This window comes from Candidatus Methylacidiphilales bacterium, from assembly GCA_033875315.1.
Taxonomy (GTDB): Bacteria; Verrucomicrobiota; Verrucomicrobiia; order Methylacidiphilales; family CAZTYG01; genus JANRJG01.
This window is the reverse complement of sequence record JANRJG010000024.1, coordinates 1-15,930: the sequence shown is the minus strand read 5'-3', so window position 1 is coordinate 15,930 and position 15,930 is coordinate 1. Positions and strand designations below refer to the sequence as shown.

15 protein-coding genes and 1 tRNA gene are annotated in these 15,930 nt (G+C 62.8%); 5 read left to right on the top strand and 11 right to left on the bottom strand.

Annotated elements, in window-relative coordinates; translation table 11 throughout:
* Position 1 precedes the first annotated feature (1 nt).
* From SFU85_07400 to SFU85_07390, 3 genes are read left to right on the top strand one after another with little or no spacing between them, the layout of a single operon-like run.
* Positions 2-391, top strand: coding sequence for an RbsD/FucU domain-containing protein (locus SFU85_07400; protein MDX6766598.1), 390 nt, complete (start codon positions 2-4; stop codon positions 389-391).
* Positions 388-1,242, top strand: a complete 855-nt coding sequence (locus tag SFU85_07395) for an amidohydrolase family protein (protein MDX6766597.1) — start codon at positions 388-390, stop codon at positions 1,240-1,242. Before SFU85_07400 ends, SFU85_07395 begins: the two co-directional genes overlap by 4 nt.
* Positions 1,239-2,261 carry a zinc-binding alcohol dehydrogenase family protein gene (locus SFU85_07390; protein ID MDX6766596.1) on the top strand — a complete coding sequence of 341 codons (1,023 nt, stop codon included), beginning with the start codon at positions 1,239-1,241 and terminating at the stop codon, positions 2,259-2,261. The genes SFU85_07395 and SFU85_07390 overlap by 4 nt, the downstream gene beginning before the upstream one ends.
* A gap of 12 nt (positions 2,262-2,273) precedes the next feature.
* Here SFU85_07390 and SFU85_07385 read toward each other — a convergent pair whose 3' ends face one another.
* The gene (locus SFU85_07385) at positions 2,274-3,521 is read right to left on the bottom strand and encodes a hypothetical protein (GenBank protein ID MDX6766595.1); all 1,248 of its coding nucleotides are present in this window, start codon (positions 3,519-3,521) and stop codon (positions 2,274-2,276) included.
* Between the two features lie 164 nt (positions 3,522-3,685).
* Between SFU85_07385 and SFU85_07380 the strand changes: the two genes are divergently transcribed.
* A complete protein-coding gene (locus tag SFU85_07380; protein ID MDX6766594.1) occupies positions 3,686-6,223 on the top strand; it encodes a sodium/solute symporter in 2,538 nt (845 codons plus the stop codon).
* A gap of 233 nt (positions 6,224-6,456) precedes the next feature.
* Here SFU85_07380 and SFU85_07375 read toward each other — a convergent pair whose 3' ends face one another.
* The 7 genes from SFU85_07375 to SFU85_07345 all read right to left on the bottom strand — a co-directional run bounded on the left by SFU85_07375 (position 6,457) and on the right by SFU85_07345 (position 12,792).
* Complete coding sequence (locus SFU85_07375; GenBank protein ID MDX6766593.1) at positions 6,457-7,479, bottom strand: aldo/keto reductase; 1,023 nt, start codon at positions 7,477-7,479, stop codon at positions 6,457-6,459.
* Positions 7,480-7,504: 25 nt separating this feature from the next.
* Positions 7,505-7,585, bottom strand: a tRNA-Leu gene (locus tag SFU85_07370).
* A gap of 50 nt (positions 7,586-7,635) precedes the next feature.
* Complete coding sequence (locus tag SFU85_07365; GenBank protein MDX6766592.1) at positions 7,636-8,982, bottom strand: MATE family efflux transporter; 1,347 nt, start codon at positions 8,980-8,982, stop codon at positions 7,636-7,638.
* A gap of 478 nt (positions 8,983-9,460) precedes the next feature.
* Positions 9,461-10,159 carry a hypothetical protein gene (locus SFU85_07360; GenBank protein MDX6766591.1) on the bottom strand — a complete coding sequence of 233 codons (699 nt, stop codon included), beginning with the start codon at positions 10,157-10,159 and terminating at the stop codon, positions 9,461-9,463.
* 50 nt (positions 10,160-10,209) lie between these two features.
* Positions 10,210-10,818, bottom strand: coding sequence for a hypothetical protein (locus SFU85_07355; GenBank protein MDX6766590.1), 609 nt, complete (start codon positions 10,816-10,818; stop codon positions 10,210-10,212).
* A gap of 68 nt (positions 10,819-10,886) precedes the next feature.
* Positions 10,887-12,431, bottom strand: a complete 1,545-nt coding sequence (locus tag SFU85_07350; protein MDX6766589.1) for a helicase HerA-like domain-containing protein — start codon at positions 12,429-12,431, stop codon at positions 10,887-10,889.
* 61 nt (positions 12,432-12,492) lie between these two features.
* Positions 12,493-12,792, bottom strand: a complete 300-nt coding sequence (locus SFU85_07345; protein ID MDX6766588.1) for a ribonuclease III domain-containing protein — start codon at positions 12,790-12,792, stop codon at positions 12,493-12,495.
* Between the two features lie 84 nt (positions 12,793-12,876).
* On the opposite strand from SFU85_07345, the gene SFU85_07340 reads away from it, so the two are divergent.
* Positions 12,877-13,602: a metallophosphoesterase family protein gene (locus tag SFU85_07340; GenBank protein ID MDX6766587.1), complete on the top strand. Its 726-nt coding sequence runs from the start codon at positions 12,877-12,879 to the stop codon at positions 13,600-13,602.
* Here SFU85_07340 and SFU85_07335 read toward each other — a convergent pair.
* From SFU85_07335 to SFU85_07325, 3 genes are read right to left on the bottom strand one after another with little or no spacing between them, the layout of a single operon-like run.
* Positions 13,596-14,270 carry a CPBP family glutamic-type intramembrane protease gene (locus tag SFU85_07335; protein ID MDX6766586.1) on the bottom strand — a complete coding sequence of 225 codons (675 nt, stop codon included), beginning with the start codon at positions 14,268-14,270 and terminating at the stop codon, positions 13,596-13,598. The two genes, SFU85_07340 and SFU85_07335, sit on opposite strands and share 7 nt — an antisense overlap.
* Positions 14,271-14,279: 9 nt before the next feature.
* Positions 14,280-14,885 (bottom strand): ATP-dependent Clp protease proteolytic subunit, encoded by a 606-nt coding sequence (locus SFU85_07330; protein MDX6766585.1) that lies wholly within the window; start codon positions 14,883-14,885, stop codon positions 14,280-14,282.
* Between the two features lie 52 nt (positions 14,886-14,937).
* Positions 14,938-15,750, bottom strand: a complete 813-nt coding sequence (locus tag SFU85_07325; GenBank protein MDX6766584.1) for an Hsp33 family molecular chaperone HslO — start codon at positions 15,748-15,750, stop codon at positions 14,938-14,940.
* Positions 15,751-15,930 lie beyond the last annotated feature (180 nt).

The following is a 15,930-nucleotide window of genomic DNA, read 5'->3' as shown; positions in this document are numbered from 1 at the left end:
CATGTTGAAGCAAGGCATCCTCAACCCCGCGCTCAACCACCTGTTGGCACGGGTGCGGCACACCAATACGCTGGTCATTGCCGACCGGGGATTCCCCTCTTGGCCCGGTCTTGAAACGGTGGACATTTCCCTGGTGGACGGCATCCCGACCGTGGCCGATGTCCTGCGGGCTTTGAAGGCCCAGGCGGTCTTTGGCAGGGCCTGGATGGCGGAGGAATTCCTGGCCGTGAATGGCCCGGATGCGCTGGCGTCGGTGAAGGCCGTCCTCGGTGACACCCCGCTGGTATTGGAAGGGCATGTGGCCCTGAAGCAACGCGTGCCGGGCGCCATCGGGCTGATCCGCACGGCGGACACCCTGCACTTCAGCAACCTCATACTGGAGTCGGCGTGAATGCGGGAGGAGGCATGACCATCGATGCCCACCAGCATTTCTGGCGTTATTCCGCGGATGAATACGGCTGGATCGATGACGCCATGGCGCACATCCGGAGGGATTTTCTGCCGGAAGACCTGGAAACGGAGATGCGCGGAGCGGGAGTGGACGGTGTGGTGTCCGTGCAGGCACGCACCTCGGTGGAGGAAACCACCTGGTTGCTGGAGCAGGCGGTGCGACATCCCTGGATCTGCGGGGTGGTGGGCTGGTTGCCCCTGGCCGAGGCCACTCTGCAGAAGGAATTGGACCGGTTTGCCGGCCACCCCAAACTCAAAGCCGTGCGCGAAGTGATGCAGGGGCGCCCGCCCGGAGCGCTGCTGGAACCGGCCTTCAGCAGTGGAGTCGCGCGGTTGCGGGAATACGGTCTGGCCTACGATATCCTGATTTTTGCCCGCCAGTTGGAGGAAGCGGCAGCCTTTGTCGACCGGCATCCGGGGCAGGTGTTTGTGCTCGATCACATCGCCAAGCCGGATATCCGAGGGGGTGGCATGGATGCGTGGGCCCGGGGGTTGCGCGATCTGGCCCGGCGTCCGGATGTGTACTGCAAAGTTTCCGGCCTGGTAACCGAGGCGGAATGGAAGTCCTGGACACCAGATTCATTGCGGCCCTATTGGGAGGTGGTGTTGGAGGCGTTCGGTCCGTCGCGCCTGATGTTCGGTAGCGATTGGCCGGTATGCCTGGTGGCCTGCGGATACGGACGCTGGAAGGAGACGGTGTGCGAATGGATAGGGAAGTTTTCCGCCGACGAACAGAACCGAGTTCTGGGAGGCACGGCGGTGGAAGCCTACCGGTTGGAGAAACAACCATGAAGGCCGTCGTCATCCATGGGCCGGGCGACATCACCCTGGTGGAGCGCCCCGCGCCCGTGCCCGGTCCGGGCGAAGTCCAAGTGCGGATCGCTCGGGCGGGGTATTGCGGGAGCGACCTGACGACCTTCCGCGGGCTCAACCCCATGGTGACCTATCCGCGCACGCCCGGGCATGAATTGTCGGGCACGGTGTCGACGGTGGGGGAGGGTGTCCCTGCGGAGTGGGCCCCGGGGACCGAGGTGTTGATCCTGCCCTACACCAGTTGCGGGAAGTGTTCGGCCTGCCGCCAGGGACGGGCCAACAGTTGCCGCCACAACCAGACCCTCGGGGTGCAGCGGGAGGGGGGGATGTGTGGATTCCTCTGCGTGCCGTGGCAGAAGTTGATGAAGGCGCCGGGCTTGGATTTTGCCGAGATGGCGTTGGTCGAACCGCTGACCGTGGGTTTCCATGCGGCGGCCCGCGGGCGGGTGGCCGTAGGCGAGACCGTGGTTGTTCTGGGTTGTGGGGCCATCGGTTTGGGGGCCATCGCGGGGGCGGCCGAGCGGGGGGCGAGGGTGGTGGCGGTGGATTTGGACGATGACAAAATCGCCCTGGCCCGGCGGGCAGGGGCGCAGGTGGGGATTCATTCAGGCAGGGAAAACCTGCACGAGCGCCTGTTAGCACTTACGGAGGGTGAGGGTCCGGAAGTCATCATCGAGGCGGTGGGCCAGCCGGCGACCTTCCGCCTGGCGGTGGAAGAAGTGTGCTTTGCCGGGCGGGTGGTGTACATCGGCTACGCCAAAGCGCCGGTCGAGTATGAAACGAAATATTTCGTCCAAAAGGAACTGGATATCCTGGGTTCGCGCAATGCCACCCCGGAGGATTTCCAGCGGGTGATCGGCATGCTGCAGGCGAAACGCTTTCCCGTTGCCGGGGCCATCACCCGTTCCGTTTCCCTGGCGGAGGCTCCGGAAGCGATGAGGGCCTGGTCGGCGGATCCTCTGACCGTCACCAAGATCCAAGTGGTGATCGGAGAATGAATCCGCCAGCCGTCATTTTTCCACGACGTTGAAAACGAATCCCTCTTTGGCCACGGGTGGTTGGTACTTGTCGGCCTCGAAAGAAGGGATGCGCGTGGGAGCGGTTTGGAAGACCGGCAGGATCACGCCCAGGCCTCCGGGCACGGGTGGGTAATTGACGTTGTCTTCCTGGACCAGGAGAAAGGCCCGGAAGACGCCGCCGGGGCGCTCGCCGATGAGGACTTCGATCGGGTAACTGGAGCCTTCCTTGATGTTGATCCAATTGCTGTAATTCCATTTCAGGGGTGTGTTGCGCGGTTCCTCGTTCGAGTTGGTGACGCCCTTGATGCGGGCATAGCTGCCATTCATGACCGTGTCGCCTCTGAATCGAACGACCATGACATCGTCCCCCTGGCCGCAGAAGCGGATCTTTGTGCTGCGGGGCGCGGAGAAGACCCCCTTGTAATGGATGACCCAACGGCGGGGTTCCACGTATTTGGCCACATCGAAGGCCTCGGGTGCGACACTGGCGTTGATGGTGGGGATACAAATTTGATAGGCAGCCAGGGGCTTGGGGGCGCGGAAGTATTTTTCCAAAACCTTCGGGTCCCAGCGCTTGTCCAGAAATTCGTTGAGGACGGCGTCGTAGGCGTTGTTCTGCACGCTGTTGATATCCGTTTTTTCCGCGGGTAACGGGGCCATGTCGGTCGGCTTGCGGTCGGGGGTTTGTTTGAGATCGTAGAGGTAGCCGATGAAGGCCTCGTTGGCCTGGGCGCCGCTGTTGCCGAAGATCGACTTCATGGAGCGGAGTTGCTTGCTGATGGGAGCGCCCGCCTTGGCTTCGGAGGGTTTTTCCTCGGTGGGCTGGGTCGAGGTTTGGGCCGGCAGGGTAGGTGCGGAGGGCAGGAACGTATAGGCCGGGGAAGGACCGGTGGACAGAATGATGTCGCGGGTGTCCACCGGGGTTTCTGGCGACGGGGTGAGCGATTCCGTTTGCTGGGTGAGGGTTTCGGTGGGCGTGGGTTCCTGGAGGGCGGGGTCCTGAACTTCCTCGAGCACCGGGGCCTCGTCCATTTGGGCGGGCGCATCGACCCATTGGGCATCGGGGGATTCGAAAGTGGTTTTGGGGATGGGGGCGTAAAAAAGAACCACGCCGCCGGTGAGGAAAAGGGCGAAGCCGTGCAAGAGCAGTGAGAGGACGAAGCCGAGGGCGGCCGAGCTCTGGATACTCTTGGAATCCGATTGTTTGGCAGAGGCCGGGGTTTCGGGCTGGGCGGTCATATGCTAGATAAAAAGTGAGATGAAAAGGGTCGAGTCAGCAAGCGAATCCTGCAAGGGACACTCCAAGGAAAGGGCTAAGGCTATGAACGAAGTTTAAAGTCGACACCTGCGATTGCAATATTTTCCTTTCAAGAGCACAAAAGAATGCAATAAAGTAACTTCCTATGATCTTCCGCAAATCCATGAAGTGTGTCGTTTCTTTGCTCTTTGCCTGGGTGGCATGGACCGCCAGCGGTTTGGCCACATCCACCCCGGGCCATGACCTTTTGAAGCTCAGTAAGTCGCAGATTCCGAGTGCAAGTATCGACTGGAATGGCAGTTCGGTGGGTTTATCCGGCGGGGAAGTGGTGGTTGTGGGAGGCTGGGATGCATTGCAGCAGCGCGCCCGCGGGGAAGCTTGGCTGGCCCCTGTGGAAGGAAAGGGCGGGGGATGGAGGCAGGTGGGGGTCTCCGATGCAACCGCTTTTGCTGCGGTGGCCCAAGAAGATGCCGGATTTATTTGCGCCGGTGGATTGAAGGATCGCGTGCCGCTCTCCACGGTCCGGCGCTACACAGTCAAAAACGGACAACTGACGGAGGAAAAGTTGCCCGACCTGCCAGTTCCCCTGGCTGGAGCTGGCGCGGCCGTTCTCAAGGGAACGCTTTATGTGGTGGGTGGCGTGACGGGCTCCAGCGACGCCGTCCAAGCCGAGACGGGCTTTTATGGCTTGGATCTGAAAAAGCCCGAGTCCGGGTGGAAAACGCTGGCCCCCCTTCCCGGAGTGGGAAAAGTCCGTCCTGCGGTGGTTTCTCAGTACGGAGTGGTGCAGGTTTTCGGCGGCTATGTGGCCGGACCGGGCGGCTGGGTGGCCAGCCCTGAAGTGAGCATTTTCCGTCCCGTGCCCCTGGAAGGCACCATGAAAAGTGGATGGTCACAGGGCCAGCCCATGCCCGTGGCCCTGGCCGGTGGCAGTGCGGTTCCTGTCGGCCAGGCACAGACGCTTCTTGCCGGCGGGGCGGAGGGGACGGTGGTGGGTTGGATGCGAGCCGATGTGCCCGCCGCGGGTCCGATCCGGTTGTACCACCAAGTGACGGATATCTGGGCGGAGACGGCGGTGAGTGTCGAACGTTCCTCGGCCAGGCTATTGGCGCGTTCGAGTGGTGATTTTCTGATGTTGGGGGGATTGTCCGACGGCTCGGCGGCCGAAATCACCCCCATCCGCAGCGTGCGCAACCTCAACTGGCTGGATTACCTCTTCATCGTGGCCTATTTCGTTTTCATCGCCTGGATAGGCTTTTACTTTTCTGCCCGGCAGGAGAGCAGTGCCGAATTTTCGCTGGGCAACCGCAAGGTCAAGTGGTGGGCGGCCGGCATCAGCATGTTCGCCACCGGGGCCAGTGCCATCAGTTTCATGGCCATTCCCGCCCTCGCCTTTGCCACCAATCTCATCTGGCTTTTCCCGCTGGTGGCTTTTATCCCGGCCTATTTCATCCAGGCCCACCTGATCATGCCCTTGTTGCGCGGATTGGAGATCACGTCGACCTACGAATACCTTGAGCGCCGATTCAACAAGACGCTGCGTGTGATTGCCTGCCTGCAGTGCATCCTGCTCCAGACTTTTGGTCGTTCCAGCGTGGTGTTGGTGCTGCCGTCCCTGGCCATATCCGCAACCACGGGCATTGATGTCTACCTCAGCGTGCTGATCATGGGTGTGGTGACCACGGTCTACACTGCCATCGGGGGGTTTGAGGCGGTGATCTGGACCGAAGTGTTCCAGGGGCTCTTGAAGTTTTTCGCCCCCCTGCTGATGATCGGCATCTGTCTCTACAACCTTCCGGGTGGATTCGGGGAATTCCTGCGTGTCGGCACGGAACATGAGAAATTCGTCTTTGCCCTTCCGACCCTGGACATGGCGGTCCCGGGGGTATTCCTTCTGATATTCAGCACCTTCCTCACGGCCACACTGGGTGCGGCCGGGGACCAGCCCATCATCCAGCGGGTGTTTTCCTCGCCGCTCAAGGAAGTCCGCCGGGTCATTGCCATGAGCACGGCCTGCGGGATTCTCATCGGGATCATTGTCAATTTCATGGGTCTGGCCATTTTCGCCTACTTCCGCGCCCACCCGGAGCAGTTTGATGCCCAGGCCCAGAACGACCAGATCGTGCCCATGTTCGTCACCCAGGCCCTGCCCCATGGGGTCGCCGGGATTGTCATCGCCGCCATTTTTGCCTCGGCCATGGCAACCGTGGCCAGCGCGATGAACAGCGTGGCCACCATTTACACCGAGGACATCCACCCCTTTTTCAAGCCCAATGCCGATGACAAGAACCGTTTGCTCACCATGAAGATCACATCCTATGCGGTGGGCTTTTTGGGGACGGTCATCGCACTGCTCCTGGCCTCGATGAATCTCAAATCCATCATGGTGGTGTGGAGCCAGATTGTGGCGCTGATGGGTGGCGGCGTGGTCGGCGTCTACTCGTTGGGCATGTTCACCAAGCGGGCCAACGGCTTCGGCGCGGTCACCGGTGTCATCGCCAGTGTGGTGGTGACCTTCCTGGTCAAGGGATTCACCCCGCTCCACTGGGCCACCTATCTGCCCATTGCCATCATCACCTGTGTGGGGGTGGGCTATGCGGCCAGCTTCCTCAGCAGCAGGCAGAAGGCCGACCTGACGGGCCTGACGGTTTTCACGCCGGCCGTCAAGGCCCCTGCGGCTTAGAGCCTCTCCGGTTCATCGGTCCGTTCTCCTTCCCGTGCCCCCGGAGGCACGGGAGGGGGGAGGAGGCCGCCTACGATGGGCGAGGTCGGATCGCGCCCAAACAATCGGATAATCCCTAACAATAATCAAAGGACTGCCGCCCAGGAAATACCTCTGGATGACTGGAAATGACCGGGGTGGTCCGGTCTTTCCTGCCCGATACCCGATACCCGATACCCGAAACGAAGAGGCTCTTACCAAGGGAGTGGATCGGGGCGAAGTTCGCGTTCCCAGAGTTCGCGGAGGGCGGCGATGGTTTCCGGGGGCAGGGTGTTCCGGGCCGCATCCAGGTTGCTCCGGACTTGGTCGGTGTTTTTCGCCCCGGGGATGACGGTGGCGATTTCCGCTTGGGCCAGGATGTATTGCAGGGCGCCATGGGCGAGGGAAGTGCCCGGTGGGAGAAGGGTGGCGAACTGTTCCACCAGCCCGGCCCGGCGGGCGATGATTTCCGGGCTCCAACGGTCGCGCACCCCGCTGAAGGAACTGTCGCGTCGGTACTTTCCCGACAACCAACCGGAATCCAGCGGGACCTTGGCGATGAGGCCGATGCCCTGCGCCTGCGCCTGTGCGAAGACGGGTTGCGGTTCCTGGTGGAAGACGTTGAAGAGCACTTCAGCCACGGTGCAAGGGGTGTGGGTGACCATGGCCTCCAACTCGCGCGCGTGGTCGAGCGACACCCCGTAGGCGCGCAGCAGGCCCCCGGTTTTGAGCCGTTCGAGTTCTTGGAAGAGCGCGTCGCCCGCGCCCGTCAGGAGTTCGAAGGGAGGGTTGTGCAAGAGCAGGACCTCGACCCGGTCGGTTTGGAGCCGGCGGAGGCTGGCGGAGAGCGACGGTTCGACGGCCATCGCCTCAAAGTTGGAGCCGCCTTCGGCATCGTGCCCGAATTTGGTGCAGATCACGACTTGATCACGATAGGGCTTGAGGGCTTCCCCGAGGAGGGACTCGCTCCGTCCGCCGCCGTAGCCTGGGGCCGTGTCGAAGAAGCGGCAACCTCCCTCCACGGCTTGGTGGACGACCGCCATGGCCTCGCGGTCCTCCTGGCTGCCGAGCCCCCAGGCGGGACTGCCCAACTGCCAGGCGCCGAGGCCGATTTCTGAAACGTGAAGACCGGTGGTGCCGAGAGGTCGGAGGAGCATGGGTGGGGAAATGAGGGGTGAATTGCCCGGTTCGTGTATCCAGCCGCAAGTGATGCTGGAGGACAAGTCGTTCGAGTCCATGTGCGACGTTTGCTGTCGCAAAGACTGCGGTCGAGAGGACTCGAACCTCCACGGTGTTACCCACAAGCACCTCAAGCTTGCGCGTCTGCCATTTCGCCACGACCGCGTCGAATAGGACTTAAAAGAATGCCTGCCGGGCCTTCGCTTGGCAAGGCCTCAGTTTATGGGAACGACCGTCCGGGTCCGGCTCCAGAACCGGGTCTGAAGGGCGACCGCGGCAACGGCCAAGCCTACGGCCAAGCCGACCCAGACACCGACCGGACCGAAGCCAGCAGGAAAAGCCAGCACCCAGCCGAGGGGCAGGGCCACGACCCAGTAAGCGGTGAAGGCGATGAGGGCGGGCACACGCACGTCCTTCATCCCACGGAGGGACCCGATCCCGACCACCTGGGCTCCGTCGAACAATTGGAAGAACCCGGCCACGACCAACAAATGGGCGGCCAGTGGGATGACGGTTTCGTCGCGAAGGAATTCCCGGGCCAGAGGCTCGGAGGCGAGCAGGAACAAGACAGCCGAAGCCCCCATGATCACAAGAACGCTGCCGAGTGAAGTCAACCCGATCCGCCGGATGCGGTGGAGGTCGCCGCTGCCCACGACCTGGCCGATGCGGACGGTGGTGGCCATGGAGAGGCCGAGGGGCACCATGAAGGTGGTGGCGGCACAGGTCAGGGCAATCTGGTGGGCGGCGAGGGCGCTGGCCCCGAACCAGCCCATGAGGAGGGAAGCCGCGCCGAAGGCGCCGACTTCCATCACAATCTGGAAACCCACGGGCAGACCAAGATGGAGTTGTTCGCGGATCACCGCGGGATGCCAGCCCCCGAACCAGCGGGCCGGCAGAGCACTCCGGAAAGCGGGGGCGCGGAGCACGTAGACAAGCAGGGCGAGGAAGATGGCGATGCGGGCGACGAGGGTGGCGTAGCCGGCCCCGAGCAGTCCCAGGGCGGGGAATCCCGCCACGCCGAAAATCCAGAAGACATTCAGGACCACATTGAGGAGGACCCCGGCCATGGTGATCCAAAAGGCGGGCCAGGGGGAGGATTGCGCTTCGGTGAAGTTTTTCAGCACCGTGCCGAGGAGAAAAAACAGCAGTGACCAGCCGATGATGACCAGGAAGGGCCCGGCCTCGCGGACCACGGCGGGATCCTGACCGAGGAGGGAGAGTGCGGGAAGGCCGGCCTGGATGCCGAAGCCCATGGCCAGACCGACGACCAAAGCCAGCAACAACCCGTGCCGGAGGGACTCGGCGGCATGATCCGGCCGCCCCGCGCCGTGGGCGTGGGAGACCTGGATGGAAACCGAGGCTAGCAATCCGATGCCAAACATCAGTCCCACCGACATCACGGTGTTGGCCAGGGCGCAGGCGGCCAGGGGCACGGTGCCCACGCGTCCGACCATGACGGTGTCGGCGGTCCCCATCAACATCTGCCCGACCTGTCCGGCCATGATCGGCAGGGCCAGACCCAGGGTCTCCCGGAGTTCGCTGCGAAGGTGGGGAATTTTCATGGGAGGGAGATTATGGAGGCAACCGGTGGGGGGCTCAATAAACCTAATACCAGATCTCTTTGAATAGGGGACAGGACTTTAGAGCCATTCGGGTTCAGATGGATGCATTTTCTTGTGTGGGGTGGTGCGGGATCTTCCGCCGTCGCTGAAGTAATGGCGGGAAGGCCGGGCATGCTGTTTTTTCGTGGAGTGATCAAGACAAGCGTGCCCGGCACTGTGAGCTACGTTGCGGCAAGGTGCCGCTCAAGCGGAGGTCCCGCTCCACCTTGGGAACCCGGATCGTTTTATCAAAACGGTAAGTGCTCTTGAAAACAGGGGTGGTTCGCGAAGGCTGTCGGCGATGTGCCTCGGCAGCCCGTTTTCTTGCCGCCCCGACTGAAAAAAAGGAATGGTCGGTCCGGACGCAGGGTGGAAAAAAACAAACCGGCAGGCTCGAACGCGTCAAGCCCGCCGGTTGGTTCGTTGGAATCAGTGGATGTTAGGGATGGTCCGGGCGTCCGGGTCCGGGCAGAAAGGCGGCCAGTGCCACGCTGAGGTCGTCATCCCCTGCGGGTCCTTCCATCTGCGCCATGCGGTGTGGACGGCCCTCGGGTTTGGGCGGGGGATTGGCGTCGACCCAGGCCAGCACTTCGTCGCGTTGTTTGCGAAGCAGGACCTCGACTTGCTTTTTCTGGGCCTCGTCGAGAACCAAGTGGGTCGCCAGACGGTCCAGTTGGGGGGCGATGAGGACGATGTCGAGCAGCGCTCCGGGGCCGCCGCCGGCGGGACGGTCCTTGCGGAAGGATTCCCTGCGGTCCATCGCTTGATCCAGCTTGTCCTTTTGTTCGGGACGTAGGATTTTGGCGATATCGCCCTGATACTTGCTGCGGATTTTACCCAGGGGTTCGGACCATTTGCTCATTGCCTGCCTTGCTTCTTCTGATCGGGGGCCACCGTGTTCGCGCATGCCCGGGCCGCGCTCACCGCGTTCCCGTCCCTGTTGGAAATCCGCCATCGAGCGGGGGCCGCCCGGTTGGGGATGGAATTGGGCCTGGGCGGGGGGTGGGCCCGGCGGGCGCGGAGAGCCGTGGATAAAGGTGCCTGCCAGGGCGCCGACGGCGAGAAGGCCGCAGCCGCCAAAGGCGAGTAGGAGGTTGTTCTTGGTGGAGTTGGACGGAGTCGGTTGTTCTGCACTCATGTCCGATTCAACTCCGGCGCCCGGGAAAGTTGCGGCGATTTCTGTTTTTTTCAGGGCACGACGTCATCCGGACGCACATCCAGGCATTCGTCGTGGTCTTCCCAAACGAGGGCGGGATAGTGGTCGAGGAGGGCGGGCAGGTGTTCCTGGGCCAGTTCGAGGAGGAGGGTTTCCGCCTGCTCGGCGGCCTGTTGATAGGCTTTCTCGTAATCGCCGTGGGCGTTTTTTTCGTCGTCCGCCCAGTGGGCCACCGCATGGACGCTGGCGTAGGATTCGGCCCATTGGCGCAATTTGGGAGTGAGGTCTTCGGGGAGATCGGCGAAAGCCACGGCGGACCCCCCGCAGGTTTCGCAGACCAAACCGTCGTCGACAAGGTCGCGGGTCACCAGGGGAAGGAGGGGACCGTCGCAATGGGTGCAACGGGGAAAATCATCGGGAACCTGGGCCAGGCGGGCCACCCGCAGGCCGCGCTTGTGCGCGGTGGTGGCGAGGAGGCGGTGCAGGCCAACCAGGGGGTGGGAGAGCCTCCAGATCTGGCCTTTGAGCTGGCCGAGGGTCTGGGCGATCCAGCGGGCCAGGGCGGGGTCGTCGTAGCTGGCCACGGGGCGGCGGTATTCCTCCCAGAGTTGCTGCAACCGGTCTTGGTCATCATGCGACATGAGGGTAAATCATGCCGGAGTTTCGCCGTCCTCCCAGAGAAAAGATAGCCCGGGGTGTGCGCTGCGACTCAACGTCGGCGTCTGCCGCCGCCGAGGAGGGAGCCAAGGACGCCGCGGACAATTTCCCGTCCGATGGTCGAACCGGCGCTGCGCAGCACGGATTTGCCCACCGCTTCGATCATGGTGTCGCTGCGCCGGGCGGGAGTGCGGGGTTCCGCGCTTCGCGGGGCCGAAGCGGGCGAAGGTCGGCGGGTGGCGACGGAACCACCGAGGGCTTCCTGGAGATCGGGTTCGGCACCTGTTGGCGCTTGGGTCAGGGGTGCGGAGGCGGATTTGGATTTGAGCCGTTCGTAAGCGGATTCGCGGTCGATGGCGGTGTTGTATTGGGTGCCATAGGGCGAACGGCCGATCTGGGCTTGGCGTTCGGCATCATCAACCGGGCCAATGCGGGATTCCGGCGGGGCGATGAGGATACGACGGGTCGGGGTGGGCGAGCCTTTTTCATCGAGGCACGAGACAAGGGCTTCACCGACGCCGAGTTGGGTGATGGCGGAACCGATGTCGAGGCCATCGGCCAGGGGGAACGTTTCGGCGGCGGCTTTGACGGCTTTCTGGTCGCGGGCGCTGAAGGCGCGCAGGGCATGCTGAACGCGGTTGCCGAGCTGGCCGAGGACGCTGTCGGGAAGGTCGAGCGGGTTCTGGGTCACGAAGTAGATGCCGACGCCCTTGGAGCGGACGAGACGGACGACCTGTTCGATTTTTTGCACCAAGGCGGGAGGAGCGTCCTGGAAGAGGAGATGGGCTTCGTCGAAGAAGAAGACCAGACGGGGCTTGTCGCGGTCGCCGACTTCCTCGAGGTCCTCGAACAATTCGGAAAGCAACCAGAGCATGAACGTGGCGTAACGGCGGGGTTCCTGGATGAGTTTGCGGGCATCGAGGATATGGACCAGGCCCTGGCCGGACATGTCTTCGCGGATGAGGGACGGTACTTCCAGTGCGGGTTCGCCGAAGAAAGTGTCGCCGCCCTGGTCGCCGAGGACGACCAATTTGCGTTGGAGGGAGGCGAGGGTGGTGGTGGAGAGGTTGCCGTAATCGGCTTTGAGTGAGGCGGCGTTTTCCGTGGCCCAGCCGCAGAGGGCGTTGAGGTCCTTCAGGTCGAGGACGAGCATGCCCTGGTCGTCGGCGAGCTTGAAGAGGATGTGGAGGGCGTCTTCCTGGGCCTCGCTGAGTTCAAGGAGGCGTCCGAGGAGGAGGGGGCCCATTTCGGTGATGGTGGTGCGGACGGGGTGGCCATTTTTGCCGTCGAGGTCCCAGAAGACGACGGGGCAGCCGCGGAAATCGGCGTCGGGCAGACCGAGGGCTTGGCGGCGTTCGGTGAGACGCGGGGAGGGGGAGCCGGGGCGGGCGATGCCGGAGAGGTCGCCTTTGACGTCGGCCGCGAAGACCGGGACGCCGGCGCGGGAGAAGGATTCGGCCAGGCTTTGCAGGGTGACGGTTTTACCCGTGCCGGTTGCGCCGGCGATCAGCCCGTGCCGGTTGGCCATGCGCAGGGCGAGGCGGGCCTGGTCTTGGGGGTTGGATCCACCGAGGAGGATGGAGGGGGCGTCGATCATGGGGTGAGGTTAGTGGGGTGGTGCCGGGGATGCACGCTCGAAGAACGTTGGGTGGCGGGATTCAGCGGCGTTTGGCGGCAGGGTTCCGGTTGCCTTGTTGTTTGAGGAAGACCGGAACCAGGCGGGTTTCGAAGTGCTGGCGGGCGCCCTCCAGACCCTCGTCGCGGTAGATCCGTCCCAGTTCCGCTTCGACTAGCGTGGGGGGGCCGAAGGAGGCGAGGAAATCGTTGCAGGTCAGTTCACGGAAGAGATCGTGTCGGGAGCCATGGAGGCCGGATTCGTGGGCGATGATCCAGTTGCGGGCGCAGAGGGCGAGCACGGCATCCCCGATCCAACTGAGATCGCGCACTTCGCTGTCCATGGGTTGATCTGGCGGGGATGGCGGGGGTTGTCAAGGCGAAGCGGGACTTGCGCCGGGGGGTAAATCCGGCAGATTCCAGCCAGCATGAAGGTGGCCTTGATCAGTGACATCCATTCCAATTTGGAAGCATTGGAGGCTGTCTTGGAGGATTGCCGGAAACAGGGTTTGGAGGAATTTGTCTGCCTGGGCGACATCGTGGGCTACGGGGCGGACCCGGGGCCGTGCGTGGAACGGATCATGGCCCTCAAGTGTCCGGCCTTGAAGGGAAACCATGACGAGGAGGCGTCGAGCAACGCGCCGCTCGGGGCATATTCGGAACTGGCCCAGGCCGGCATGGCCTATTCGCGGGAGGTGTTGTCGCGCGAGCACAAAAAATGGCTGGGCAGCCGTCCGATGAAGCTGAAGTTGCACGGGGCTTCGATGGTGCACAGCTCGTTGTTTGAGCCCGAAGAGTGGCATTACATCATCGATGGGTTGAGCGCCGAGCTGCATTTCATGAATCAGAAAATGCAGGTGTGTTTTTACGGGCACACGCACGTGCCGTGTTTTTGGGAAAAGATCGACGAGGTGGTGCTGAACCTGTCGCCGAAGTCCGTGACGGTGCACAAGGGGCCCTATTACCTATTCAACGTGGGGTCGGTGGGCCAGCCAAGGGACAAGAACAACAAGGCGTGTTACGCGATCTGGAATCCGGTGGAACAGAAGGTGACCTACCGACGGGTTCCCTACGATTACGAGAAGACCCAGAAAAAGATCCGGCAGGCGGGACTGCCCAAGCGGCTGGCCACCCGCTTGGCGGAAGGCTACTGAGTGTGGATGTGTGGGGGCGGGGGTGGTGAGGTCATTTCGGCGGTGCGTTCGCGCGGGACAAAGTAGAGGCCGAGACCGAGCGAAAAGACCAGGCAGCCGTACAATGCGTGTTCGAGCGTGACCACAAGGAGCGAGCGAAAGCGTTCGTAGGTCACGGCCAGGAGCAGGCCGAGGAGGGCGGTGGCGACGAGGCACGGGAGATTGCCCATGACGATATGGGCCCAGCCGAAGACAAGGCTGTTGGCGGCGATCCGCCACTGGGGTCCGGGGAAGAGGGCGCCATAGCGATGGAAGAAGAGCGTGCGGAAGAGTATTTCCTGGGGAAGCGCGCTGAGGATCGGATAGAGGGCGAGCAACGCCAGCCAGCGCCTAGGGTGTTCGGTTGGGAAACGGAGGAAGTATTCCGGAACAGCCAAGAGGGCCCAGGTGACCAACCCGACCGCGACCAAGGCCCAGACGACCAGCACGCGGGTGATCACGGAACGGGTGCTGCCGTTCCAGCCCCATTCCTGTCTGGCGAAGGCGGGGTCGCGGGCGAGGATCGTGAGGGCGACCAGTCCCCCGACGAGGAGGAGGGGGATGACGGCGTGGGGCTGGAGGCGGATCAGGACCCATCCGACCGCCGGGCCCGCCAGATAAATCAGGGCGAACTCCAGGCGGCGGTGCATGGGGCGGGGTCAGATGTCGTTGATCGAAGAGATGACCCGGCCGACGAGGCCGTAGGCCACGGCGTCCTGGCCGGACATCCAGAAATTCCGGTCCGAATCCTTGGCGACCTTTTCGATGGGCTGGCCGGTGGCGTCGGCGAAGATTTTGTTCAGGCGGTCGCGCATGCGGAGGACTTCTTCGGCCTCGATGCTGATGTCGCTGGCCTGGCCCATGACACCGCCCATCGGTTGGTGGAGCATGAAACGTGTGTTGGGGAGGGCGAAGCGGTTTTTTTTCTGCGCCGCGGCGTAAATGAGGGCACCTGCGCTGGCCACCCAGCCGGTGCCGATGATCTTGACCTCGGGCTTTACGAATTTGATCACGTCGTGGATGGTGTCGCCCGATTCTACATGACCACCGGGGGAATTGAGGAAGACCTTGATCGGTTCGCCGGAATCGTAGGAGAGGGCGATCATTTTGGCGGTGAACTCGCGGGCCACGCGCATGTTGATCTCGCCAAAGAGCGTGACGATGCGGTTTTTGTAGAGTTGTTCCTCCAGCTTGGCACCAATGGGTGTGGGACCCTGCTTGGTTTCTTTTTCGGATTCCTGATGGTCGTCGTCTTCAGCAAACATGCGGGACAATTTAGTCGCTGCCCGGCAAGGCGCAAAGGAAAAGCGCGAGGGGTCAATCCTTCATTTGATCCTTGGATCGGGCCAAGTGCGCCTCCAGGGTCTCGCGGGTGATTTTGTGGCGGGCTCCGCAGCGGGGACAGGAGAAGCGGATCAATTCACCGTCGCCGAAGAGGTCTTCCGGGCTGGCCCGCATGGCCGGGGCCAGGACTTCGCACATCCGTTCCTGGGTGCAGCCGCAGGACCAGCGGTAGGCGCGTTTTTCCAGGAAGCCCAGTTCTTCCTCGTCCTCCAAACGGACGAGCCCCTCCACGTCCAGCTGGCCCAGCCAGGCTTCGTCGCAGTCCGGCTGGGCCGAGACCAGGGCGTATTCCTCGTCTTGGATGCGGAAGAGGCGGGCGGTGCGTTGTTCGCTTTGGGCGTAGAAACATTCCACCGCGGCGAGGAGGTCGCTACCCTCGAAGGCGACGACGCTGCGGCGGCGGGGTTTTGAGCCGGGGACGAGATCGGCGAAGAAGAGGTTTTGTCCGCTGGTGCGGATGTCCTCGGTGAAGATCTGACCGACGATCTGTCCGAAGGCGTTGTCGACGGTGGCGAAGAAATTGGCCAGGGGCTCCTGGAGATTGACCGTCCAGGCATGGGTTTCGTTCCAAGGGCGGCTGGCGGCATGAAGGAGGAGGGCGGCGAGGAAGTCCTTGAAGCGGGTGTCGAGGGGTTCCGGGTGGCGGATGGCGTGGTCGGCGAGGTGGAGGTAGTAGTCGACGAAGAGCGGGGAAAAATCCGCCCGGGCGAGGAGGGCGTTGCGTTTGCGGATGAAGGAGGTGGTGATATCGAGCGAGCTTTCCGGGGGTGCGGGGTCGTGCGGCATCGGGGCACCATAGCCGATGTTGTCATCGGACCCAACTCCTTCTAGAGCATTTCCGGATCATATAGACACATAATGTGCATGAGTGAAGTAGTTGATACATTCTTGTGGAGTGAACAGTGACAAGCAGTCTGCGACCGCCCGCATGAGTTCTTCGTAGGTTCTTGCACAAGCCCGGCGTAA